The 23,550-nt window shown below is 69.2% G+C and carries 16 protein-coding genes and 1 pseudogene; 12 read left to right on the top strand and 5 right to left on the bottom strand.

Annotated elements, in window-relative coordinates:
- The first annotated feature begins 98 nt into the window (after nt 1-98).
- Nucleotides 99-833: a hypothetical protein gene (locus SPR02S_RS10010; RefSeq protein WP_019056815.1), complete on the top strand. Its 735-nt coding sequence runs from the start codon at nt 99-101 to the stop codon at nt 831-833.
- Nucleotides 834-980: 147 nt separating this feature from the next.
- Here the strand turns inward: SPR02S_RS10010 and SPR02S_RS10005 are convergent, their stop codons facing one another.
- The gene (locus SPR02S_RS10005) at nt 981-2,195 is read right to left on the bottom strand and encodes a chitinase (RefSeq protein WP_026150384.1); all 1,215 of its coding nucleotides are present in this window, start codon (nt 2,193-2,195) and stop codon (nt 981-983) included.
- A 235-nt stretch (nt 2,196-2,430) separates the two neighbouring features.
- On the opposite strand from SPR02S_RS10005, the gene SPR02S_RS10000 reads away from it, so the two are divergent.
- From SPR02S_RS10000 to SPR02S_RS62970, 4 genes and pseudogenes are all read left to right on the top strand, one after another.
- On the top strand, nt 2,431-5,805 hold the full coding sequence (locus tag SPR02S_RS10000) for a pyruvate carboxylase (RefSeq protein ID WP_019056813.1): 3,375 nt from the start codon (nt 2,431-2,433) through the stop codon (nt 5,803-5,805).
- A gap of 191 nt (nt 5,806-5,996) precedes the next feature.
- Entirely contained in the window at nt 5,997-6,596 is a 600-nt protein-coding gene (locus SPR02S_RS09995; protein WP_019056812.1) for a cysteine hydrolase family protein, read from the top strand.
- Nucleotides 6,597-6,606: 10 nt separating this feature from the next.
- Nucleotides 6,607-7,518, top strand: a complete 912-nt coding sequence (locus SPR02S_RS09990) for a GlxA family transcriptional regulator (protein ID WP_019056811.1) — start codon at nt 6,607-6,609, stop codon at nt 7,516-7,518.
- 39 nt (nt 7,519-7,557) lie between these two features.
- A pseudogene (locus SPR02S_RS62970) lies at nt 7,558-7,668 on the top strand (DinB family protein); the annotation flags it as partial.
- Between the two features lie 81 nt (nt 7,669-7,749).
- On the opposite strand, the gene SPR02S_RS09980 reads toward SPR02S_RS62970, so the two are convergent.
- Together SPR02S_RS09980 and SPR02S_RS09975 are read right to left on the bottom strand one after the other, a co-directional pair.
- On the bottom strand, nt 7,750-8,628 hold the full coding sequence (locus SPR02S_RS09980; protein WP_019056809.1) for an SMP-30/gluconolactonase/LRE family protein: 879 nt from the start codon (nt 8,626-8,628) through the stop codon (nt 7,750-7,752).
- A 104-nt stretch (nt 8,629-8,732) separates the two neighbouring features.
- A complete protein-coding gene (locus tag SPR02S_RS09975) occupies nt 8,733-9,665 on the bottom strand; it encodes a LysR family transcriptional regulator (RefSeq protein ID WP_019056808.1) in 933 nt (310 codons plus the stop codon).
- Between the two features lie 137 nt (nt 9,666-9,802).
- On the opposite strand from SPR02S_RS09975, the gene SPR02S_RS09970 reads away from it, so the two are divergent.
- On the top strand, nt 9,803-11,005 hold the full coding sequence (locus tag SPR02S_RS09970; RefSeq protein WP_019056807.1) for a mandelate racemase/muconate lactonizing enzyme family protein: 1,203 nt from the start codon (nt 9,803-9,805) through the stop codon (nt 11,003-11,005).
- A 33-nt stretch (nt 11,006-11,038) separates the two neighbouring features.
- Nucleotides 11,039-11,797, top strand: a complete 759-nt coding sequence (locus SPR02S_RS09965) for an SDR family NAD(P)-dependent oxidoreductase (RefSeq protein ID WP_019056806.1) — start codon at nt 11,039-11,041, stop codon at nt 11,795-11,797.
- Nucleotides 11,798-11,818: 21 nt separating this feature from the next.
- Here SPR02S_RS09965 and SPR02S_RS09960 read toward each other — a convergent pair whose 3' ends face one another.
- Entirely contained in the window at nt 11,819-14,149 is a 2,331-nt protein-coding gene (locus SPR02S_RS09960) for a glycoside hydrolase family 95 protein (protein ID WP_019056805.1), read from the bottom strand.
- Nucleotides 14,150-14,201: 52 nt separating this feature from the next.
- A complete protein-coding gene (locus tag SPR02S_RS09955) occupies nt 14,202-15,353 on the bottom strand; it encodes an ROK family transcriptional regulator (RefSeq protein ID WP_019056804.1) in 1,152 nt (383 codons plus the stop codon).
- Between the two features lie 456 nt (nt 15,354-15,809).
- Here SPR02S_RS09955 and SPR02S_RS09950 point away from each other — a divergent pair, with 456 nt between their 5' ends.
- The 5 genes from SPR02S_RS09950 to SPR02S_RS09930 all read left to right on the top strand — a co-directional run bounded on the left by SPR02S_RS09950 (nt 15,810) and on the right by SPR02S_RS09930 (nt 23,547).
- Nucleotides 15,810-17,870 carry a fibronectin type III domain-containing protein gene (locus tag SPR02S_RS09950; RefSeq protein ID WP_019056803.1) on the top strand — a complete coding sequence of 687 codons (2,061 nt, stop codon included), beginning with the start codon at nt 15,810-15,812 and terminating at the stop codon, nt 17,868-17,870.
- 52 nt (nt 17,871-17,922) lie between these two features.
- The gene (locus SPR02S_RS09945) at nt 17,923-18,936 is read left to right on the top strand and encodes a carbohydrate ABC transporter permease (RefSeq protein ID WP_019056802.1); all 1,014 of its coding nucleotides are present in this window, start codon (nt 17,923-17,925) and stop codon (nt 18,934-18,936) included.
- Between the two features lie 14 nt (nt 18,937-18,950).
- The gene (locus SPR02S_RS09940) at nt 18,951-19,889 is read left to right on the top strand and encodes a carbohydrate ABC transporter permease (RefSeq protein WP_019056801.1); all 939 of its coding nucleotides are present in this window, start codon (nt 18,951-18,953) and stop codon (nt 19,887-19,889) included.
- Nucleotides 19,890-19,936: 47 nt separating this feature from the next.
- On the top strand, nt 19,937-21,286 hold the full coding sequence (locus SPR02S_RS09935; protein WP_026150382.1) for an ABC transporter substrate-binding protein: 1,350 nt from the start codon (nt 19,937-19,939) through the stop codon (nt 21,284-21,286).
- A gap of 77 nt (nt 21,287-21,363) precedes the next feature.
- Entirely contained in the window at nt 21,364-23,547 is a 2,184-nt protein-coding gene (locus SPR02S_RS09930) for an alpha-galactosidase (RefSeq protein ID WP_019056799.1), read from the top strand.
- Nucleotides 23,548-23,550 lie beyond the last annotated feature (3 nt).

Below are 23,550 nucleotides of genomic sequence, written 5' to 3'. Positions count from 1 at the left end.
CGGTCGGTGGCGGGCAACCGCGACCGGCCGGAACATCCGCAGGCGTCCAGGGTGGGGCGCGTCATCCGATCGCCCCCTCACCGGGGACAATCGCTGCCATGACGGACGGTAGGGACGACTCCAGCAGCCGCTTGGCCAGGATCGAGCGGCTGCTGGAGGACAGCGGGCGCGATGTGGTGCCCGCGTGGCGCCGGGTGACGCGCGGCGAGACACGGTGGGCGGTGTCCGCCGTGATCCTGGTGGCGTTCGCCCTGCAGATGACGCTGCCGCACCGGCTCGCCTTCCAGCCGTACTGGCTGCTCCCGGCCCTCGAACTCGCGCTGATGGTCGGCCTGTTCGTCGCCAATCCCCGGCGGATCGAGCCCGGCACGCGGTGGCTGCGCTGGCCGAGTCTGGTTCTGACGGGTGTGATCAGCCTGGCCAACAGCTGGTCGGCGGCCCGGCTGGTGGTGGGCCTGGTCAGGGGCACCGAGGGGCTGGACGCCGGGCCGCTGCTGCTGACCGGAGGTGCCATCTGGCTGACGAACGTCATCGTGTTCGCCCTCTGGTACTGGGAGTGGGACCGCGGCGGGCCGATGGCACGGGTCATGGGGCACCACCAGTACGCAGACTTCCTCTTCGTCCAGATGCAGAGCCCGGAGACCGCGCCGCCGGACTGGGAACCGGTGTTCCTGGACTACCTGTACCTGTCCTTCACCAACTCCACCGCCTTCAGCCCGACCGACGTGATGCCGCTCTCCCGCTGGGCCAAGATGCTGATGATGGGCCAGTCCTCGGTCTCCGTGTCGATCGTCGTCCTGGTCGTCGCGCGGGCGGTCAACATCCTTCGCTAGCAAGCGAGTTGAACTGCCGAACAGCTGTCGAGACTGTCCAGTCCGTGAGTACGGGCGTTCCGCTTGCCGCAGCGGACAGCGACGCCAAGTACGCCTTTCTCAAGGCCTGCTTGACGTCGCAGCCCATGTCCTACTGATCCCGCCGGATCAGCAGGAGCCCTCGTCCTGCCAGGGGCCCCACTGGGAGGCACCGGGCACCTCGTTCTGGGTCCACCACTTGGCCACCCAGTTGTGGTTGCCGTACGACACCTCGTTGCCCTGCGTGTAGACGGCCGTGGAACTCCACGCCGTCTTGCACGTGCCGGGGGTGGGCGTCGGAGTCGGGGTCGGCGTGGGTGTCGAGGTCGGCGGGGTCACGCCCGCGAACTGCACCGAGTACTTGGCGAAGTCCCACGCGTTCTGCGCCACGCTGGAGCAAGTCCCGGACGTCGTACCGCCGTTGTCGACCGGACTGCACTGGCGGTCGCGGTTGAGGGACCAGAACGTGAAGCGGTCCATGTTGTGGCTGGTGGCGTAGTTCAGGACGGTCTGGAAGTCCGCCTGGGTGAAGTACTCGCCGGTGTCGCTGCGGCCGTTCATCCCCGAGAAGCCCTCGTGGGCGTACGCGGTCGCCTGGTCCCAGCCGAACGTGGACTGGAGAATGGAGTTGAAGTTGGTGAGCGCGCTGGTCTGGGAGGCCGCGCCGTTGAAGCCGCCGTCGAACGGCATGATGGAGAAGTTGTTCGGCGTGAAGCCCTGCGACTTCGCCTCCAGCAGCATCTGCTTGCCGAACCAGCCCGTGCCGTCCGCCGTGCCGGCCGTGGTGACGGAGACGTACAGACCCGAGTTGTTCTGCTGGAGGATCTTGGCCGCGCCGATCTCGTTGTGGATGGCCGCGGTGTTCTCGTACTCCGGCTCCTCCAGGTCGAAGTCGATCGCGTGCAGGCCGTACTTGGTGATCACCTGCTGGTATGCCGCCGCCGTCGAGGCCGGGTCGGAGCAGGCCTGGCCGAGCTTGGTGCCGCCGTAGCCGCCGATGGAGACGGAGACGTCGCCACCCTTGGCGCGGATCGTGTTGATCACCGACTGGACGGCGGTGTCCGAGGAGACCGGTGAGGTGCCGCCCCAGGTGGGGGAGCAGCCGCCGCCGTTGGGGGCGAGGACGAAGGCGAGCTGGAAGGCCTTGAGGCCGGTGGCGTCCATGATGGCGCCCGCGTCCGGCGGGTTGTTGTCCGTCGGCATCAGGTAGGGGGCAGCGGCGTACCAGCGGTTGCTCAGCGCGGTGGTCGCGCCCTGGGCGTTGCCCGCGAACAGTGCGGTCGTGCCCGCGGCGGCGAGCGCCACGGTGGCTGCCGCGCCCAGACATGCACGAAGACGTGTCACGTTGTGCCTCCGGTCGGAGTGGGGGAGGCGCCCAGCTTCTGGCGCTGTCGCGGCCACGTCAACAGATTGGACTGGACCAAATTGCTCTTTGGACTAGACCATACGATTTCTTTACCCTCGGCCCGGTGGACCGCGTCACGCGACACGTTTGCGACTAGTGTCCCGGCTCACATGGCGTTACAGGGGCGGCGCCGACACCATGGTGCACGTCATCGGCAGGCTGAAGGGATCGGGAATGTTCCGCAAGGTGCTGGTCGCCAACCGTGGAGAGATCGCGATCAGGGCGTTCCGCGCCGGCTATGAGCTGGGCGCGCGAACGGTCGCGGTCTTCCCCCACGAGGACCGCAATTCGCTGCACCGGCTCAAGGCCGACGAGGCCTACGAGATCGGTGAGCCCGGGCACCCGGTCCGCGCCTATCTCTCGGTCGAGGAGATCGTCCGCGCGGCCCGGCGGGCGGGAGCGGACGCGGTCTATCCGGGTTACGGGTTCCTCTCCGAGAACCCCGAACTCGCCCGCGCCTGCGAGGAGGCGGGCATCACCTTCGTCGGTCCCAGCGCCCACATCCTGGAGATGACCGGCAACAAGGCCACGGCGATCGCCGCCGCCCGCGCGGCCGGCGTACCGGTGCTCGGCTCCTCGGCGCCCTCCACCGACGTCGACGAACTGGTCCGCGCCGCCGAGGAGATCGGCTTCCCGGTGTTCGTGAAGGCGGTAGCCGGCGGTGGGGGACGCGGTATGCGCCGCGTCGAGGACCCGGCCACCCTGCGCGAGTCCATCGAGGCGGCGGCCCGCGAGGCCATGTCCGCGTTCGGCGACGCCACGGTGTTCCTGGAGAAGGCCGTCGTCGACCCCCGTCACATCGAGGTGCAGATCCTCGCCGACGGCGAGGGCAACGTCATCCACCTCTTCGAGCGCGACTGTTCGCTGCAGCGCCGGCACCAGAAGGTCGTCGAGCTGGCCCCCGCGCCCAACCTCGACCCCGCCCTGCGGGACCGGATCTGCGCCGACGCCGTGCGCTTCGCCCGCGAGATCGGGTACCGCAACGCGGGCACCGTCGAGTTCCTCCTCGACCCGGCCGGCAACCACGTCTTCATCGAGATGAACCCACGCATCCAGGTCGAGCACACGGTCACCGAGGAGGTCACCGACGTCGACCTCGTCCAGGCACAGCTGCGGATCGCCTCCGGGGAGACCCTCGCCGACCTCGGCCTCTCGCAGGAGACGGTCACCCTGCACGGCGCCGCCCTCCAGTGCCGTATCACCACCGAGGACCCCGCCAACGGCTTCCGTCCGGACACCGGCCGGATCAGCGCCTACCGCTCGCCCGGCGGTTCCGGCATCCGCCTCGACGGCGGAACCACCCACGCCGGTACGGAGATCAGCGCGCACTTCGACTCCATGCTGGTCAAACTCACCTGCCGGGGACGGGACTTCACCACCGCCGTCAATCGTGCGCGGCGGGCTGTCGCCGAGTTCCGCATCCGCGGTGTGGCCACCAACATCCCGTTCCTCCAGGCGGTGTTGGACGACCCGGACTTCCAGGCCGGGCGGATCACCACGTCGTTCATCGAGCAGCGCCCGCAGTTGCTGACGGCCCGTCAATCGGCCGACCGCGGCACCAAGTTGCTCACCTACCTGGCCGATGTCACGGTCAACAAGCCGCACGGCGAACGCCCCGAACTGATCGACCCCACCACCAAGCTGCCGCCGGTCCCGAGCGCCGAACCCCCGGCCGGTTCACGGCAGTTGCTCGCCGAACTCGGCCCCGAGGGCTTCGCCCGCCACCTGCGCGAATCACCCACGATCGGCGTCACCGACACCACCTTCCGCGACGCCCACCAGTCGCTCCTCGCCACCCGAGTCCGCACCAAGGACCTCCTCGCGGTCGCCCCGGTCGTGGCCCACACCGTGCCCCAACTCCTCTCCCTGGAATGCTGGGGCGGCGCCACCTACGACGTCGCGCTCCGCTTCCTCGCCGAGGACCCCTGGGACCGGCTCGCCGCCCTGCGCGAGGCCGTCCCCAACATCTGCCTCCAGATGCTGCTGCGCGGACGCAACACCGTGGGCTACACGCCCTATCCGACCCAGGTCACCGACGCCTTCGTCCAGGAGGCCGCCGCCACCGGCATCGACATCTTCCGCATCTTCGACGCGCTGAACGACGTGGGCCAGATGCGCCCGGCCATCGACGCCGTACGCGCCACGGGAACGTCGATCGCAGAGGTCGCCCTCTGTTACACCTCGGACCTGTCCGACCCCAACGAGCGCCTCTACACGCTCGATTACTACCTCCGCCTCGCCGAGCAGATCGTAGAAGCGGGCGCACATGTCCTGGCCGTCAAGGACATGGCGGGCCTGCTCCGCGCTCCCGCCGCCGCGACGCTCGTATCGGCGCTGCGCCGCGAGTTCGGCCTGCCGGTCCACCTGCACACCCACGACACGGCGGGCGGTCAGCTCGCCACCTACCTGGCCGCGATCCAGGCGGGTGCGGACGCCGTGGACGGCGCGGTGGCCCCCATGGCGGGGACGACCTCGCAGCCGTCCCTCTCCGCGATCGTCGCCGCGACCGACTACTCCGACCGCCCCACCGGCCTCGACCTCCAGGCCATCGGCGACCTGGAACCGTACTGGGAGAGCGTCCGCAAGACCTACGCCCCCTTCGAGGCGGGCCTCGCCTCGCCCACCGGCCGCGTCTACCACCACGAGATCCCCGGCGGCCAGCTCTCCAACCTGCGCACCCAGGCCATCGCGCTCGGCCTCGGTGACCGCTTCGAGGACATCGAGGCGATGTACGCCGCCGCCGACCGCATCCTCGGCCACCTGGTGAAGGTGACCCCGTCGTCGAAGGTCGTGGGCGACCTCGCCCTGCACCTGGTCGGCGCCGGAGTGAGCCCCGCCGACTTCGAGGCGTCCCCCGACCGGTACGACATCCCGGACTCCGTGATCGGCTTCCTGCGCGGCGAATTGGGCACCCCGCCCGGTGGCTGGCCCGAGCCGTTCCGCACCAAGGCGCTCCAGGGCCGCGCCGCCCCCAAGCCCGTCCAGGACCTGAGCCCCGAGGACCGCACGGCCCTCGACAAGGACCGCCGCGCCACCCTCAACCGCCTGCTGTTCCCCGGCCCGACCCGCGAGTTCGAGAACCACCGCCAGACCTACGGCGACACCAGCGTCCTGGACAGCAAGGACTTCTTCTACGGCATCCGGCCCGGCAAGGAGTACACGGTCGACCTCGAACCCGGCGTCCGGCTCCTCATCGAGTTGGAGGCGGTCGGCGAGGCCGACGAACGCGGGATGCGCACCGTGATGTCCGCTCTGAACGGACAGATCCGCCCGGTCCAGGTGCGGGACACGGCAGCCGCCTCCGACGTCCCCGTCACCGAGAAGGCCGACCGCACCAACCAGGGTCATGTCGCGGCGCCGTTCGCGGGTGTGGTCACCCTCGCGGTCGAGGAGGGCGACGAGGTGCAGGCCGGAGTCACCGTCGCCACGATCGAGGCGATGAAGATGGAGGCGGCGATCACCGCGCCCAAGTCCGGCCGGGTCGCCCGCCTCGCCATCAACCGCATCCAGCAGGTCGAGGGCGGCGACCTGCTCGTCGAACTGCGGTAGGCGTTACGGGCGTTACGGCGGCGGGCGGCTCGACCCGGTGACGGGAGTCGAGGCAGGCGGCTCGACCCGGTGACCGGAGTGTTGAGGTGGACGGTACGGCGGCAGGCCGCTCGAACCGGTGACCGGATCGGTCCGGTCCCGGACCCGATGCGGCCTGTCGCCGGACCGCCCGCACGGCGCAGTCTTGGGACATGACCCGAGCACTGATCGTCATCGACGTCCAGGAATCCTTCCGCGCCCGCCCGCTGTGGGAGACCATCTCCGACCCGAAGATCGCCGAACAGGCCAACCGCCTGGTCCAGCTCGCCCGCCGGGCCGGTGACCTCGTGGTGTGGGTGCTGCACTCCGAACCCGGCAGCGGCGACGTCTTCGACCCGGCCCTCGGCCACGTCCGGCTCATCGACGGCCTGGAGCGCGCGGACGGCGAACCGCTCCTCCACAAGACCTCGCACAACGCCTTCACCACCACCAACCTGCAACAACTCCTCACCGAACACGGCGTCCGCGAGCTCACCGTCTGCGGCATCCGCACCGAGCAGTGCGTCGAGACCACCACCCGGGTCGCGAGCGACTTCGGCTACCAGGTCACCTTCGTCACCGACGCGACCGCCACGAACCCCATCCCGCACCGTGACGCCCCGGCCGACCGGACCGTCGCCGAACTCCTCGCCGACCCCCGCACCCTCCCCGCCGACGAGATCATCCGGCGTACCGAGTACGCCCTCGCCGGCCGCTTCGCCACCATCGCGACGGTCGACGAACTGGAAGCCGCCGCCGCACATCAGGCATGATGACCGGATCGTGAGCAGCCACGTCGTCTTCTTCCTGGTCCCCGGAGTCCACCTGCTGGACCTGGCCGGACCCGCACAGGTCTTCTCCACAGCGGCCGACTTCGGGCACCCGTACACGCTCTCCTACGTCGCCGAGCAGCCCCGGGTCACCAGTGCCCAGGGGCTGTCGCTGGCGGCTGAGCTCGACTGGCCCGAGCTCGGTCCCGAGGATCTGATCGTGGTGCCCGGCTGGCGTGCGCTCCGGCTCGCTCACGGGCCCGCCATCGGTGCTACGGCCTTGCAGGTATTCCGCGACCACCACGTCCGCGGAGGGACAGTGGCCAGTGTCTGTGCCGGTGCCGACGCACTCGGTCGGGCCGGGCTGCTCGACGGCCGTCACTGCACCACCCACCACGACGTCCAGGACGAACTCGCCCTGCGCCACCCGAAGGCGACGGTCGTCCGCGACGTCCTGTTCACCACCGACGACCGGGTCATCACCTCGGCCGGCATCGCCAGCGGCATCGACCTCGCCCTGCACATCGTCGCGACCCGGCACGGGCCCGCCGTAGCCGCGCAGATCGCCCGGGACATGGTCGTGTACGCCCGGCGCAACGGCCACGAACCGCAGACCAGCGCGATGCTCCGGCACCGGTCCCACCTGGACGACACGGTGCACCGCGCCCAGGACCTCATCGACACACGCTTCGACGAGGCGCTCCCGCTGCCGGCCCTCGCCTCGGCGGTCGGCGTCAGCGAGCGCACCCTGACCCGCCTCTTCAGCCGGGCCACCGGCCTCACCCCGCTGCGCTACCAGCAGACCCTCCGCCTCGAACGCGCCGAGCACCTCATCAGCCACGGCACCACGATCGACGCCGCCGCCCGCACGGTCGGATTCGAGGACGCGCGGATGCTGCGCCGACTGCGTGCGCGCACCTCGTAGTGGGGAGGCGACGGGGCGGGCACGCGGGTCGGGCCCATGACCGACGCGGAGGAGCCGTTCATCGACATCGTGTGGTGGGTCAACCAGGAAGTGCTGCACCACGGAGCGGAGATCGCCATGCTGCGTGACCTGTACCGCGAGCGTGGTTGACCGTCACGACGTTCACGGTTCACATGATCGACCGTAGGTCGCCAACACCCCACAATGCGTGCTGTCCCAAGGCGAGTTGGGTCAGGCGCGGAACGGACGGACAGGAACCCCCTCCGTCCCGGTCTCGACGACGAACACCGAACCGGACAGCGGGGAGTTGGTCAACTCCTCGGCGGACAGGCCGTGTCGGGCGGAGGTGATGAACAGGTGGCCGTCCGCACCGAAGGCACAACTCGTCGGCTGGAGCACGGGCACCGGTACGAGTCCGATGACCCGCCCTGTCGGGTCGTAGCGTCGGACTTCGCGTCCCCCGTGCATGGCCACCCAGAAGCACCCCTCCACGTCGACGGCGAGACCATCGGGGACGCCGACTCCCTCGGTCTTGGTCAGTACCTCCAGGCGGCCGAGTTCTCCCGGTTCGGCGTGGAAGTCCGCGCGGTACAGGAGGTTGGCGTAGCTGTCGGCGAGGTACATGACGGTGTCCTCGGCGTTCCAGCCCAAGCCGTTCGGGAGCACGAGGCCTTCCGCGACCACGACGCTCGGGCCGTCGCCGTCCCACCGGTGCAGTCGGCCCTGGCCCGGCGCGAACTCCATGTCGTTGCTGCCGGCCCAGAACCTCCCCTGTGAGTCCACCTTGCCGTCGTTCATACGCAGGCTGGGCTCGGGCAGCACCGGGTCGACCAGCGTCAGCCCGCCGCCGGTGACGTACCCGAACCCGTCCGCCACCGCGACGGCGAAACCGTCCTGCACGGCACGGGGCGCGACCGCTCCGACCATCGTGCCGACGTCCGTGACGGTCTGCCGACCGGCGGTCAGGTCGTCCTCGAACACCTTGCAGCCGTAGATGTCGACCCAGAGGAGATGCCCGGTGCGGGGATCGAACACCGGCCCCTCACCCACGTCCGAGGTGTCATTGCGTACTGCCACATCGAGATTCGCGTACGTGCGGACTCCGGCCATCGCGACTCCATTCGTTTTCCCTCAACCTCGCCCCGGTCGCCCGTGACCGTCAACGCCGATCGGCGAATGTCGGGCATTCGTTCCGCGAATGGATCCGAGCCGCGTCACTCCGGTGGAACAGCGGTTGTGCCTTCAGGCCGTGGCGCTTTCACCACCGCTCGGATGAACGCCCGCGCGGCGGCGCCCAGCGGTCGTTCCGAGTGCCACCAGATTCCTACGTCCCGATATCGGTTGAGTTGGTGAATGGGGCGCATTTCCATTCCTTCGCGCAGAATCATCACCGCGCCCAGATAGTTGATGATGCCGATTCCGTGTCCGGCACGCACCATCGCACCGAGCGTGGTCGGCTGATGGGACACGATTCCGTACGGCGAGACCAGGTTCTTGATGCTCAACTCGACCTCGGCCTCGTAACCGACAATGGTGTTGGCGAGCGGATCGCCGATGGTGATCACGCGCTCGTCCGCGAAGTCCGCCAACTCGACCTGGCTCTTGTCGAGGAGGGGATGGCCGGTCGGCGCGAGCATGACGAAGGGCTCCCGCCACAAGGGACGCATGGTGAAGCCATGGTCATGGGGCTCGGGCCGGACCGGGCGCAGGGCCACCGAGACCCGGCGCTCGGACAGCGCCGCCTCGATGAAACCCGAGTCCCCGTCCAGGACCGCCACCCGGATCCGTGGATATTCGTCCTGCAATGCCGTGATGACCGACGGGAGGAATTCGGAACTCCCGCTGGCGAAGCTCGCCACCGTCACGGTTCCCGTGATGTTGCCCAGGTCGGTCTGGCGCGCGGTGACCAATTCGTCGGCCGCGGCCAGAACAGATCGTGCCCGGGTCAGCAGCGCGCGCCCGTCGTCGGTGAGGGTGAGCGGGCGGATACGGCGTTCGATGAGCAGACAGCCGAGTTCGCGTTCCAGATTCGCGATGTGCGCCGAAACCCGCGGTTGCGACAAATGCAACTTTTCGGCAGCCCTGGTGAAACCGCCGGTATCCACGACCTCGACCCAGGTACGCAACCAGGCCAGTTCGAGCGTCATTTACCGGACCTCCGCTCCTCGCCGTCGAACCACCGCCGGCGGGAAATTCCCGGTGACGGCATGTCATCTGCGCGGCAGATCAACTGCATTCGTATTTCGCTGTTGACGAGTTCCGGTGGCCATGGCCGACTGGAACAATGACCGAGCAGACTTCTTTCGGCACCGCCCGCGGGCTGCTGTCCGCGCACGGAGCGGACCTTCTTCGCGGCGACGACGGTGCCGTGATCACCTCCGTGGAGACCTACGGCCTCGCCGTGCCCCTGAAGCGGCCCATCGCCGACTCCACGGCGGCCATGGCGCACTGGACGGTGCCCGTGGTCGAGATCCGCACCGCCGACGGCCGCGTCGGCACGGGCATCTCCGGTGTGCACTGTGCCCCGGAGCTCCTCTCCGACGTGATCCTCTCCTACTACGCCGACGCCCTGCTCGACACCTCCTCGGAGGACATCCTGGGCACCTGGAAACGCCTGTACTGGCTGCCCACGCACTGGATCGGCCGCGCCGGTGTCGTCCACATGGCCCTTGCGATGGTCGACATCGCCCTGTGGGACCTCGCCGCGCAGCGGGCCGGCATGCCCCTGTGGCGGCTGCTCGGCGGCACGCAGGAGAGCGTCGAGGCGTACAACACCGACGGCGGCTGGCTCAACCTCACCGACTCCGAACTGGTCCGGGATCTCACCTCGCTGGTCGACCACGGCTGGTCCCGGGTGAAGATCAAGGTGGGCCGGTCCGACTGGCGCGAGGACGCCCGGCGCGTACGCGCGGTGCGGCGGGCGCTCGGCGACGACGTGACCCTGATGTGCGACGCCAACCAGCGCTGGGATCTGTCGACGGCGAACCAGATCATGCCGGTCCTGGAGGAAGCGGCGATGGACTGGGTGGAGGAGCCCTTCCACGCCGACGACCTCCAGGCCCACGCCCGCCTCCAGTCGTCGACACGGCTGGACGTGGCAGCCGGCGAAAGCATCTACTCCTACCACCAGTTCGCCTCCTTCATGGCCGCCGACGCCATCCGCGTCGTCCAGGCCGACGTCACCCGGGTCGGCGGCGTCACCGAGTTCCTGCAGATCGCCGCGCACGCGGCGGCACGGGGCCTGCGGTTCGCACCGCACGCCGGCGACATGATGCAGGTGCACCAGCACCTGGTGGGCACCGTCCTGTCGGAGGTGCCGCCCCTCGTCGAGTTCATCCCCTGGACCCAGGAAGCCTTCGTCGAGCGCAGCGTCGTACGGGAGGGACTCATGGAACGTCCGCACGGACCCGGCGCGTCGACCGCGATCGACCCGGCCGCGCGGATGCGATGGCAACTCCCCGGAGTGGGATCGGCCAAGACCCTCTGAGACCCCGGACCACCCACCGACGGAAGGAACGAGATGACCGAGTCGCCCCAGGGGCACACCGACGATCGCGTGGCCGTCGTCACCGGCGCGGGCCAGGGAATCGGGCGCGCCATTGCCGTGGCCCTCGCGGCCCGTGGCGTACGGGTCGTCGTCACCGACCGCAACACCGAGACCGGCACCGCCGTCGCCAAGGAGGTGGGCGGCGACTTCCTGTCCCTGGACGTGTCCGACCCCCGGGCCGTGGCGGGCGTGGCGGGCGAGGTCGTACGCCGCTTCGACCGCGTCGACGTCCTGGTCAACAACGCGGGCATCGCCCACGAGGACGACGCCCTCGACGTGACGGACGAGGTCTGGCACCGCGTCCTCGACGTCGACCTGACCGGCACCTTCGTGGCCTGCCGCGAGTTCGGCCGGCACTTCGTGCGCCGAGGGTCCGGTTCGATCGTGAACATCTCCTCCATCGCCGCCTTCATCGGCTCCAACCCCGAGTACCACGTCGCCTACGACGTCGCGAAAGCCGGGGTCTCCCAGCTGGCGCGGTCGCTCGCGGTCGAATGGGCGCGGTACGGGGTCCGGGTCAACGCCGTCGCGCCGGGCCGGACCCGCACTCCCATCCTCGACACCGTCGGGATGGACGATCCGCGACGGATGATGCAGTGGATCGACCAGATCCCGCTGGGCCGTCTGCTGGAGGCCGAGGAGATCGCGGCCGCCGTCGCGTTCGTGGCCCTCGACGCGACGGCGATGACCGGCCAGACCCTCCTCGTCGACGGCGGCCAGATCGCCCAGTGACGCGGTCACCGGCGCTTGCCCTCAGCCGACACCGAGGGCGAGCGTCTCTCCCTCGGCGAGCTGGACTTCGAGGAGCTCGGCGCCGTAACGCAGTCGTACGTCCGCAGCCCGTGCCGCCCGGATCGATGCGACGGCCAACCGCCCTTCGCGCCAACGGATATCCACGGTGAGACCGCCCCGGGCACGCAGTCCGCGCACGCTCCCGTCCGGCCAGTCGGCGGGCAGCGCGGGCAGCAGATCTACGTCCCGACCGTCGGACTGGAGCAGCATCTCGGCGATCCCCGCCGTACCGCCGGAGTTGCCGTCGAAGGAGTAGATGTTCTGCGCGGCGCCCGCCACCCCGCCCGCGGAGAACGTCATCAGGTTCGCCTCGCTCGCGTCCGCGATCAGGCTGGTGAGGTGCCTGAGGGCCGCGTCGCCGTTGAGGAGACGGGCGTAGTAGACGGTGAAGTTGGCCTCGACCCACTCGGTCTGCTCCCAGCCCGGGGCCTGTTGCCGTCGCTCGATGGTGACTTCGGCGGCGCGTGCGAGGTCCGGTGTCGTGCGGGGCGTGATCTGGCGCTCGGGGAACAGCGCGCTGAGATGGGAGGTGTGCCGATGGCTCGGCTCGGCCTCCTCGTAGTCGTGCAGCCACTCCTGCACTTGGCCGTCCCGCCCGATCCGCAACGGCGGCAGCCGGCGGCGCGCGGCGGCGATCCTGTTCCTCAAGTCGGCGTCGACACCGAGCAGTTCGGCACTCTCCGCGCAGATCCGCAGCACGGCCTCCATGAACACCCGGTCCGCGGTGGCCCCCATGGACACCGAGCACCGGCTGCCGTCGGGCGCGAGATACCAGTTCTCCGGCGACTCCGACGGCCCGGTCAGCAGCAAGCCGTGCTCCGGCTCCTCGACCGCGTAGCCGAGGAGGAACTCGGCGGCCCCGCGCAGGATCGGATACGCGCGCTCCCGGAGAAATGTCTCGTCGCGGCCGTACTCGAAGTGCTCCCACAACTGGAGCGCGAGCCAGGCCCCGCCGGTCACGTTCATGCCCCAGCCGATACCGGAACCGGGTGCCGTGTACCCCCACGCGTTGGTCACCGTGTGCGCGACCCAGCCCGGCGCGCCGTACAACTCCTCGGCTGTCGCCCGGCCTTGGTCCGCAAGCTTCTCCAACAGCCCGAACAGCGGCTCGTGGCACTCGGCCAGATTGGTCGACTCGGCCGCCCAGTAGTTCTGTTGGGTGTTGATGTCCAGATGGAAGTCGTTCGTCCAGGGCGCGCTGCTGGCCAGGCCGTCGTTCCACAGACCCTGCAAGGCAAGGGGCAGAGGGGAGTCGGACCGGGAGCCCGCCATCGTCAGGTAGCGGCCGAACTGGAAGTAGAGCGCTATGAGTTCGGCGTCGGCCTTCCCCGAGGCGAGCCGCTCGCGGCGGGCATCGGTGGGCAGAGCGGTGAGTTCGGGTGGCGCCGAACCGAGGTCGAGGGAGACCCGTCGCATCAGCGCCCGATGGTCCGCGATGTGTGCCGCCCGGACCGACGCGTAACCGGCCTCCAGGCCTGCGGACAGCAGCGATTCCGTGCGCGCCCGTGGGTCGGCTCCTGCCCAGTCGGTTCCTACGACGATGTGGACGAGCGCGTTGTTGGCGCCTTCCAGGCGAAGCGTGTCTCCCGCGTGGTGCACGGTGCCGCCCTCGGCTTCGAGGTGGGCGCGGATCTCCAGCGCGACACCCTGCTGTCCGCTGCTGTGCAGGCTCTCGTACGCGTGACCGGCGAAGATGACAGACGAGTCAGCGGCTGTCGTGGTCCCGGGGAGTACGCCGTCCCCGATCGAGAGGGCGAAGGTGAGCGATCCGGGCCGGTCCGCGGTCAGGCGGATCGCGATCAGGTCATGGGGGTTGGTCGCGAACACCTCGCGGGTGAAGCGGACTTCGTCCTGTACGTACGTGACCGTGACGAGGCCCGTGTCCAGGTCGAGGGTCCGCCGGTAGTCCTGGGCCGGAGCCCTGCCAGGGAAGGCCAGTTGCACTTCGGGCAGGGGCAGGTTGGTCCCGAACGAGCTTGCTCTGCCCGGGAGATGCTCGGTCGCGAGCCGCTGTGCCTCGGCGTGCTCTCCGGCGAAGAGGAGTTCGCGGATGCGGGGGACCTGCTGACGGGCGGTCGGGTTCAGGTCTGTTGCGGAGGGGCCGCCCGACCATGCGGTCGACTCGGAGAGTTGGACGCGTTCCCGGTCGGTGCCGCCGTAGACCATGCCGCCCAGACGGCCGTTGCCGATGGGGAGGGCCTCGAACCAGCGGGTGGCGGGGCGGTCGTAGCGGAGTGTTCCGGGTGGGACACGGATATCAGGGAAGTTCTGATCGGTGAAAGCTTTCAGCATGGCGTGTGCTTTCGGGACGGTGTGAAAGAGGGCAACTCGCTCTGGGCGTCGGCTACTTGGCGGGAGCGAAGACGTGCTGCGCGGCTACGGCGGCGCCTCCGCGGGCCCACTCCTCGAAGGGGAGGGGCCTGACGACGAGGTCGCAGTCGGCCGCGGCGCCGAAGGCACGGGCCGCGAAGGTGGTGCGGATCTGGTCCTCGTAGAGGTCGTAAGTGGCCACGCCCTCACCGGAGATGATGATGCGTTCCGGTCCGATGAGGTTGGCCACGGACGCCAGCGCCAGGCCCAGGGCGTGGCCCGCCCGGGCGAAGACCGCGCGGACGTCGGCGTTGCCGGCGTGGGCGAGGCGGACCGCGCCGTCCATCGTGAGCGTCGGGTCGCCCGTCGCCCGGCGGGCCTGTTCCGTGATCGCCTGGGTGGAGGCGACGGCCTCGACGCAACCGGTGTTGCCGCAGGTGCACACCCGGTCGGTGCCGCCCACGGGCAGGTGGCCGACCTCCCCCGAGACGCCGTGGGCACCGGAGACGACCCGGCCGCCGATGGAGATGCCGCAGCCGATGCCCGCGCCGACGGTGACCAGGGCGAAGGACGACAGCCCGACCCCGACGCCGAACCACTGCTCCGCGACGGTCAGGGCGCGGACGTCGTTCTCGATGACGGTCGGCAAGTCCGTTGCCTTCTGGACGAGTTGAGCGAGGGGTACGCGGCGCCAGTTCAAGAAGGGGGAGTACTGGACGGTCCCGGTGTGGCCGTCGACGTCCCCGGAGATCGTGACGCCGATGCCGTGGAGCGCTCCCGGTGCGTGCGGTGCCGCCTCCGCGTTCAACTGGTCGACGAGCCGGGCGACGGCCAGGACGACCGTGCCGACGTCACGCGAACCGAGCACGGCCCGCGCGGTGGCCAGGGGGCGTGCGGTCAAGTCCGTGAGCGCACCGATGAGTTCGTCACCGGTGATCTTCACACCCACGAAGCGGGCACGCTCGCCACGTACCGTCATGAGCGTGGCCGGCCGGCCCTGGGTGCGCTCGGTCGAGCGGCCCAGCTCACTGATCCAGCCGTCGGTCAGCAGGGGAGTGGCGACCTTCGTGACCGCACCCGGTGAGAGGCCGGTACGGCGCCCGATCTCGGCACGTGTGAGCGGGCCGTGGGCGAGAAGGGTCTGGAAGAGCAGAGCGGCCGCGGGTGGCTGATCGGCGAGCGTCATGCGGCGACCATACATTTCCATTGGAAAAGAAGAAAGAAGACGGATCGCGTCGCCCGGCGTCCGCCCTCCGCGCTCATCGCCCGAACTTCTGTACTCATCTCCCGAATCCAGCTTCATTCCTTCCACGAATGTCGATGATTCGCGCTGCGCAATATGTTGACGTTGGAAGAAAAGCCTGACTACATTCGCGGCACCTCAGGACAGGTGGATGGGACGTCCACCGACGCAGGTGGCGGCCGGTTTCCTCCTCGACCGGCCGCCCAAGTCATCGCGGGCCGCGCTCTCCAACAGGCGTTGCCCTACGGCCACGTGGGCGGATTCGGACGCCCACTCACCCATTCCCCATGCGGCTGACCGTGCAAGGGGCACCTTCCGGTCCTCCCCAGGGCCGCGCCGTGCCTTTTCGCGCCGAGATGGAGTAAACACATGGCTCGTCCAGCAGGACCAGCGTCCTTTGTGCGGCACAGACTCCGCGCGGGCGGTGTGCGCCTCCGGCAGCTCCCCGTCGTGGCCGCCACCGCTCTCGTGGTGTCCCTCGCGGCACCGGCCGCCGCGTCGGCGACGGACGCCTCCCCGACGCCGACGAGCGCGGGTCAGCAGCAGGCCCTCCTGGCCGCCAAGCCGTACATGGGCTGGAGCAGTTGGAGCCTGGAGGCCACCAGCTATCCCGGCTACGGCGGGGTGAACTGGCTCACCGAGGCACACATCAAACAGCAGGCCGACGTGGTCGCCTCGAAGCTCAAGTCCCATGGCTACGAGTACATCAACGTGGACGCCGGGTGGGTGAACGGCTTCGACCAGTACGCCCGGCCGAAGCCCAACGCCAGCACCTTCCCGCACGGCATGAAGTCCCTGGGCGACTACCTCCACCACAAGGGCCTCAAGTTCGGGCTGTACCTGGCAGTCGGCCTCGACCCCGCCGCGTACGGCGACGGGACGACCGCGATCCACAACGCCCCCGGCTGCACCACCTCGGACATCGTCTATCCCGACCTGCGCAAGACCAACGGGTGGAACTCCGCGTACAAGATGGACTTCGCCAACCCCTGCGCGCAGAAGTACGTCGACTCCCTCGCCGACCAACTCGCGGGCTGGGGCGTGGACTTCCTCAAGGTCGACGGGGTGGGACCGGGCTCGGGGCAGGGTGACACGGACCACGACAACACCTCGGACGTGAAGGCCTGGCACACCGCGCTCCAACAGACCGGCCGGCCCGCCCAGTTGACGCTGTCCTGGTCCCTGAGTCACACGCAGGCCGAGACCTGGAAGGCCAACTCCAACGGCTGGCGGATCGACACGGACGTCGAGTGCTACTGCGACACGCTCGTGACCTGGAACAACTCCCTGAAGGTGCGCTGGAACGACGTCGTGCAGTGGATCGACGACGCCGGACCCGGGCACTGGAACAACCTCGACTCCCTGAACGTCGGAGTCGGCGCCATGGACGGTCTCACCGAGGCCGAACGGCAGAGCTACACGACCCTGTGGGCCATCGAGTCGGCGCCCCTGTACTCGGGTGACGACCTCACCGAACTCGACGCGTACGGGCTGAAGTTGCTCACCAACGACGAGGTCATCGCCGTGGACCAGGCAGGTCATCCGGCACGTCCCGTCAGCCAGACCACGAGCCAGCAGACCTGGTACGCCCGTAATCCCGACGGCAGTTACACCGTCGCGCTGTTCAACCTGGGTTCCGAGGCCGCCGATGTGACCGCGGACTTCGCCGACCTGGGCATCAGCGGAACGGCGTCGGTCCGTGACCTGTGGCAGCACAAGAACCTCGGCCGGGTTTCCGGGCACCTGACGGAGAACCTGCCGCCGCACGGCTCGCGGCTCTTCACCTTCACGCCGAACCGGCAGAGCGCCGACCCCGGTACTCCGCTGGGCGTTCGGGGCACCGCCGCCACCCCCACGAGCGTCTCGCTGGCCTGGGACAAGGTGAACACCGGCGCCTCACCCGTCACCCGCTACACCGTGTACGCCGACGGCCGGCCGCTGACCACGAGTACCGGCACCGCAGCCACCGTCCAGGGACTGAGTGCCGCGAACGCCCACGCCTTCACGGTCGTCGCCCGCGACGCCAATGGCCGAACGTCCGCTCCGAGCAAGGCGGTTCGGGTCACCACGCCCGCGCCCGGCGGACCCACCGCCTACGAGGCCGAGGCGGCGGGCAACACCCTCACCGGCAACGCCACCGTCGCGGGCTGCGACGGCTGTTCCGGCGGACAGAAGGTCGGCAACCTCGGCGGCGGGGAAGTAGCCGTCAACCACGTCAGCGCGCCGAAGGACGGCACGTATCTGCTGACGCTGGACTACGTGGACGGCGACTCAAGTCGCGTCATCGACCTGTCCGTTGGCGACACCACGCTCCAGATCCCGGTGCCCGGCACCAACGACAACAACTGGGGTGCCCCGCAGTCGCTCACCGTCCCGGTGCCGCTGAAGGCCGGGGACAACACCCTCCGCTTCGGCAACGCCACCGACAACGCGCCCGACATCGACAAGATCACCGTCTGAACCACGCCCGACGCTCCACCAGTTGGACACGCAACACACGAAGGAGGGTGCTGTGGTGGTCACATCACAGGGCAACCACGCAACGCCGGTGAAACCGCGGCCCGGTGAACCGGGCGCGGTGGCCACCACGGCCACCTCACCGGGCAAGGGCCCGACCAGGAAAACACGGCGACCCGCCGCCACCAGGTCGGCGGCGGCACGACGCCGGGACCTGCCCGTCGCCCTGCTGCTCATCCTGCCCGCCGTGGTCGGCTTCGCGACCTTCTACGCCTATCCGACCCTGCGCGGCATCTACCTCAGCTTCACCGACTTCCACGTCCTGACCCCGCCGCAGTGGGTGGGCCTCGCCAACTTCCGAGAGCTGTTCGGGGACGACGTCTTCTGGCACTCGCTCCTCGTCACCGTCTACTTCGTCCTGCTGTCCGTCGGCTTCGGCACGGCGATCTCCCTCGTGACCGCGGTCGTGCTGCACCGGGTGACCCGGTCGTCGGTCCTGCGCGGCGTGATCCTGCTGCCGTTCCTGATCTCCAACGTCATCGCCGCCCTGGTGTGGCAGTGGATGCTCGACCCGACCCTCGGCATCGTCAACATCGCCCTCAAGCACCTGACCGGCCACTCCATCCTGTTCTTCGGGAGCGGGGGATGGGCGATCCCCTCCCTCGCCGCGATCAGCGTCTGGAAGTGGATGGGCTACTACGCCCTGCTGATCTTCGCCGGCCTGCAGACCATCCCCTCGACGATCTACGAGGCGGGCCGGGTCGACGGCGCGAGCGAGGCGCAGATGTTCCGCCGGCTCACGGTGCCCCTGCTGCGGCCGATCCTCGTCATGGTCGTCGTCCTGACGGTGATCAACTCCTTCCAGGTGTTCGACATCGTGCAGGTCACCACCGAGGGCGGCCCGGCCAACGCCTCGAACGTGCTGCAGATGTACATCTACCGCAAGGCCTTCCGGCAGTTCGACTTCGGCTACGCCGCCACCATGTCGCTCGCCCTCTTCGCCCTGCTCATCGCGGTCACCTTCACCCAGCTGCGGCTCGCCCGCGCCAACGAATCCGACCTGAACTGAAGGAGGCCGCCCCCATGGCTGTCACCATCGCACCCGGCCCGGCGGCCGTCCCGCGCCGCCCGACCCGCAACGACACCCGCAGGTTCTCGCCCGGCAGGGCCGTCGCCTGGACCTACCTCGGCATCATCGTCCTCGTCACGCTCTTCCCGTTCTACTGGATCCTGCGCACCGCGCTGTCGAACAACTACCAGCTGGCGACCAACCCGTCCTCACCGCTCCCGGTGGGCTTCACCTGGGGCGCCTTCGAGCGGGTCCTGGGCCTCGCCTCCACCGCGCAGGCCCAGGCCCAGGGCGGCTCCGGCGCCACCCTCGACATCGCGCTCTACCTGCGCAACTCCCTGATCTACGCGTCCGTGCAGACGGCCCTGGTCGTGCTGATCTCGGCAGCCGCCGCCTACGCGTTCTCCCGGCTGCACTGGCGCGGCCGCGACCTGGTGTTCAACATCCTGATCAGCGCCCTGATGGTGCCCAGCGTCTTCACGCTGCTGCCCAACTTCGTCCTCGTGAAGGACCTCGGGCTCACCGACACCTTCGCCGGACTCATCCTCCCCGGCGGCCTCTTCCAGGCCTTCACCCTGTTCTTCCTACGACAGTTCATGCTCGGCCTGAGCAGCGAGGTCGAGGAAGCCGCCATCATCGACGGCGCAGGACCGCTGCGGATCTTCTTCCGGATCATCCTGCCGATGACGTCCGCGCCGATCGCCACCGTGTCGTTGCTGATGTTCGTCAACGCCTGGAACGACTACTTCTGGCCGCTGCTGATCGCCAACGACCAGGGCGTCCAACCCCTCACCCTCGCCCTCGGCGTCTTCAAACAGTCCTCGCCCCAAGCCGCCCCCGACTGGGCGGGGTTGATGGCCGCCGCCCTCATCGCGGCGCTGCCGATGCTGCTGCTCTTCATCGCCTTCGGCAAACGCATCGTCAACTCCATCGGCTTCTCCGGCCTCAAGTGACCGGTGAAAGCCTCCTCGGCCTCAAGTGACCAGTGAAAGAAGGAACCATGAGAGTTCGCAAGGCCGTGGCCATGGGAGCCGCGCTCACCCTGACGGCCCTCGTGTCCGCCTGCTCCTCCGGTTCGAGCAGCTCCTCCGGCTCCTCGACCCTGAACTGGTGGACCTGGGACGACAAGCAGGCGGCCGCCTACAAGGTCTGCGCCACGGACTTCGAGAAGGCCAACCCCGGCGTCAACGTGAAGATCACCCAGTACAACGTCGTGGACTACTTCACCAAACTCACCGCCGGCTTCGTGGCGGGCAAGGCCCCCGACGCGTTCCAGAACAGCGTCCAGTTCTTCCCGGAGTACGCCGACCAGCACCAACTGCTCCCGCTGGACGACTACATCAAGAAGGACAAGTTCGACCTGTCGCGGTTCTCCGTCGGAGTCGACTCGTGGAAGTACACCGACGGCCACCAGTACGGCCTGCCCCTGGACTGGGCGGCCACCGGCCTCTACTACAACACCGGCATGCTCACCAAAGCCGGCTACACCGCCAAGGACGTCCAGAGCCTGAACTGGAACCCCGACAACGGCGGCACGATCGGCAAGATGATCGCCCATCTGACCGTCGACACCAAGGGCCGACGCGGTGACGAGCCGGGCTTCGACAAGGCGAACATCAAGACCTACGGCTTCGGCCAGCTGGCCGCCAAGGACTTCCTGGGCCAGTCCACGTGGAGTTCCTTCGTCTCCACGACGGGCTGGCGGCTCGGCAACAAGGCCAACTGGCCCACCCAGTTGAACTACAACGATCCGCGCCTGGTGAAGACCATGGACTGGATCCGCACGCTGGTGGCGAAGGGCTACGCACCCAAGATCGGTACGTTCACCAACACCGTGTCCGACGTCGACCTGCTCTCCTCGGGCAAGGTCGCGATGGAGACGGGCGGATCGTGGACGGCGTCCACCTTCGCCAAGATCCCCGACATCAAGGTCGGCATCGCTCCCACGGTCCTCGGAGCCGACAACAAGACCCGTGCCGTCTTCAGCAACTCCAACGGCAACACCATCTGGGCGGGCACCAAGAACCCCGACCTGGCCTGGAAATGGGTCTCCTACATGGGCTCCGAGGCCTGCCAGACCAAGGCGTCGGCGACCGGCACCTTCTTCCCGTCCATCCCCGCCTCGATGGACGCCTCCGCCAAGGTCCTCAAGGCACAGGGCGTCGACCTCACGGTCTTCACCGACATGCTCAAGAACAAGGAGCTCTACCCCTCGCCGGACTTCCGCAACGGCGCGGCCCTCCAGGACGCGATCGAGCCGCTGATCGAGGGCTACTTCGCCGGGCAGAAGAGCGACAGCGTCTTCGCCGACATGCAGTCCAAGACCAAGAGCATCCTCACCCAGAAGTAACCGCCGCCCCCTTGGCGCCGCGCGGCCGGACGCGTCCCCTACGGCGCGTCCCGCCGCCCTCCCCGAAAAGAGACTGCATGCCCACAACCCCCTCCCGCATCGTCAGCCTGCGCGCGGCCGGCACCTGCCTCGCCGTGGAACTCACCGAACCGGTGCCCCGAGTCCTGCACTGGGGAGCCGACCTGGGCGAACTCACCCCCGACGACCTGACCGCCCTGAGCCTGACCGCCGAACCCGCGCTCCTCAACAACGCCCCCGACATCGCGCGCCGCTTCACCGTCTGGCCCACCGAGGCCGACGGCTGGTCCGGCACCCCGGCCCACCACGGCCACCAGGCAGGCACCGCCACCGCACCCCGCCCCACCTTCACCAGGGCCACCCACCACACGAACCCCGACGGCGGCGGCGAACTCGAACTGCACCTCACCGACACCGCATCCGCACTGGACATCACCCTCAGCTACATCCTGGACCCCCACGGCATCCTCACCGCCGACGCCGTCATATCCCGCGCGGACAGCGCCGATTCGACGCCCTACGACCTCGCCGGCGCCCTGACCCTGCTGCCGCTCCCGCGCCGGGCCGCCGAGATCCTGGACTTCACCGGAAAGTGGAGCCGGGAACGCTCCCCGCAACGCCACCCGCTGCACCACGGCGCCCACGTCCGCGACGTACGACGCGGAAAACCCGGTGTCGACTCGCCGCACCTCCTGACGGTGGGCGTACCCGGCTTCGGATTCCGCACCGGGGAGGTGTGGGCCGTCCATGTGGCATGGAGCGGCGACCAGCGTTACTTGGTCGAGCAACTCCCGGAAGGAGCAGGCGTCCACGCCTCCGCGCTCGGCGCCGGCGAACTCCTGCGCGCGGGCGAGATCCGCCTGGCACCCGGCGACATCTACCGCACCCCGCGCTGCCACTTCGCCTGGTCGCCGAACGGCCTGGACGGCATCGCCGACCGCTTCCACCACCACCTGCGCGCACGCCCCCAACACCCGCGCGGCCCACGGCCCTTGGTGGTCAACAGCTGGGAAGGGGTCTACTTCGACCACGACCTCGGCCGACTGCGAGCCCTGGCCGAGCGGGCCGCCGCGGTGGGGGTCGAACGGTTCGTGCTCGACGACGGCTGGTTCAGCGGCCGCCGCGCCGACACCGCGGGGCTCGGCGACTGGCTCGCCGACCCGACCGTCTGGCCCGACGGACTCAGCCCGCTCGCCGACCATGTCCGGGCCCTGGGCATGGACTTCGGCCTCTGGGTGGAGCCGGAGATGGTCAACCTCGACTCCCACTTGGCCCGCACCCACCCCGACTGGATCCTCGGTCCCGCCGCAGGCCTCGGCCCGACCGCCCGCCATCAGTACGTCCTGGACCTCTCCCGCCCCGAGGTCTTCGACCACCTGCTGAAGTCACTGGACGCGCTCGTCGGAACCTACGACATCGCCTACCTCAAGTGGGACCACAACCGCGAACTCCACGAAGCCGTACACGCGTTGGGCGACCGACCCGCCGGCCACGCCCAAGTCGAGGCGCTGTACCGGCTGTTGGATTCGGTCAAGCAACGGCACCCCGGACTGGAGATCGAGAGCTGCGCGAGCGGCGGCGGCCGGATCGACCTGGGCATACTCGACCGCACCGACCGGGTGTGGCCCTCGGACTGCAACGACCCCGTGGAACGCCAGTCGATCCAGAGCTGGACCGTCCAGCTCCTCCCACCCGAACTCGTCGGCACCCACGTGGGCGCCGCGCGCAGCCATACCACCGGACGCGTCACCTCCGACGCGTTCCGCCTGATCACCGCCCTCTTCGGCCACGCGGGCATCGAGCAGGATCTCGCCGAGTGTGCGGAGGAGGAGCTGACCAGGCTGACCGCCTGGAGCGCCCTCTACCGCGAACTGCGCCCGCTCCTCCACACCGGTCGCCCGGTGCGCGCGGACCTGGACAGCGAAGCCCTCGTCCTGCACGGAGTCGTGGCCCAGGACGGCTCAAGGGCGCTGTACTCCTGGGCGAGAGTGGCCACTTCGCCTGAGGGTCAGTCCGGCCGGACGCGGCTTCCCGGTCTGAGCGCCGACGCCCGCTACCAACTCCGGGTGCGTACCGAACTCGGACTGCCCGCCTTCCACCAGATCGCGTCTCCCGCATGGTTGACGGCCGCGCAGGAGGACTGGCTGACCCTGCCCGGCTCGGTACTGGCCACCGCGGGCCTGCCCATGCCCACCCTCAACCCCGAGCAGGCACTCCTCATCGAGGTCCGTCGCCAGGACTGAAGT

Source organism: Streptomyces prunicolor NBRC 13075 (genome assembly GCF_000367365.1).
Taxonomy (GTDB): Bacteria; Actinomycetota; Actinomycetes; order Streptomycetales; family Streptomycetaceae; genus Streptomyces; species Streptomyces prunicolor.
The sequence above is the reverse complement of the archived record's forward strand: the minus strand, read 5'-3'. Positions and strand labels throughout refer to the sequence as shown.

Coding starts and splice junctions, on each gene's coding strand:
- SPR02S_RS09940 (WP_019056801.1), top strand. CDS start 18,951: ATGGCTGTCACCATCGCACCCGGCCCGGCGGCCGTCCCGCGCCGCCCG.
- SPR02S_RS09970 (WP_019056807.1), top strand. CDS start 9,803: ATGACCGAGCAGACTTCTTTCGGCACCGCCCGCGGGCTGCTGTCCGCG.
- SPR02S_RS09965 (WP_019056806.1), top strand. CDS start 11,039: ATGACCGAGTCGCCCCAGGGGCACACCGACGATCGCGTGGCCGTCGTC.
- SPR02S_RS09980 (WP_019056809.1), bottom strand. CDS start 8,628: ATGGCCGGAGTCCGCACGTACGCGAATCTCGATGTGGCAGTACGCAAT.
- SPR02S_RS09935 (WP_026150382.1), top strand. CDS start 19,937: ATGAGAGTTCGCAAGGCCGTGGCCATGGGAGCCGCGCTCACCCTGACG.
- SPR02S_RS09955 (WP_019056804.1), bottom strand. CDS start 15,353: ATGACGCTCGCCGATCAGCCACCCGCGGCCGCTCTGCTCTTCCAGACC.
- SPR02S_RS09995 (WP_019056812.1), top strand. CDS start 5,997: ATGACCCGAGCACTGATCGTCATCGACGTCCAGGAATCCTTCCGCGCC.
- SPR02S_RS10000 (WP_019056813.1), top strand. CDS start 2,431: ATGTTCCGCAAGGTGCTGGTCGCCAACCGTGGAGAGATCGCGATCAGG.
- SPR02S_RS10010 (WP_019056815.1), top strand. CDS start 99: ATGACGGACGGTAGGGACGACTCCAGCAGCCGCTTGGCCAGGATCGAG.
- SPR02S_RS09930 (WP_019056799.1), top strand. CDS start 21,364: ATGCCCACAACCCCCTCCCGCATCGTCAGCCTGCGCGCGGCCGGCACC.
- SPR02S_RS09960 (WP_019056805.1), bottom strand. CDS start 14,149: ATGCTGAAAGCTTTCACCGATCAGAACTTCCCTGATATCCGTGTCCCA.
- SPR02S_RS09975 (WP_019056808.1), bottom strand. CDS start 9,665: ATGACGCTCGAACTGGCCTGGTTGCGTACCTGGGTCGAGGTCGTGGAT.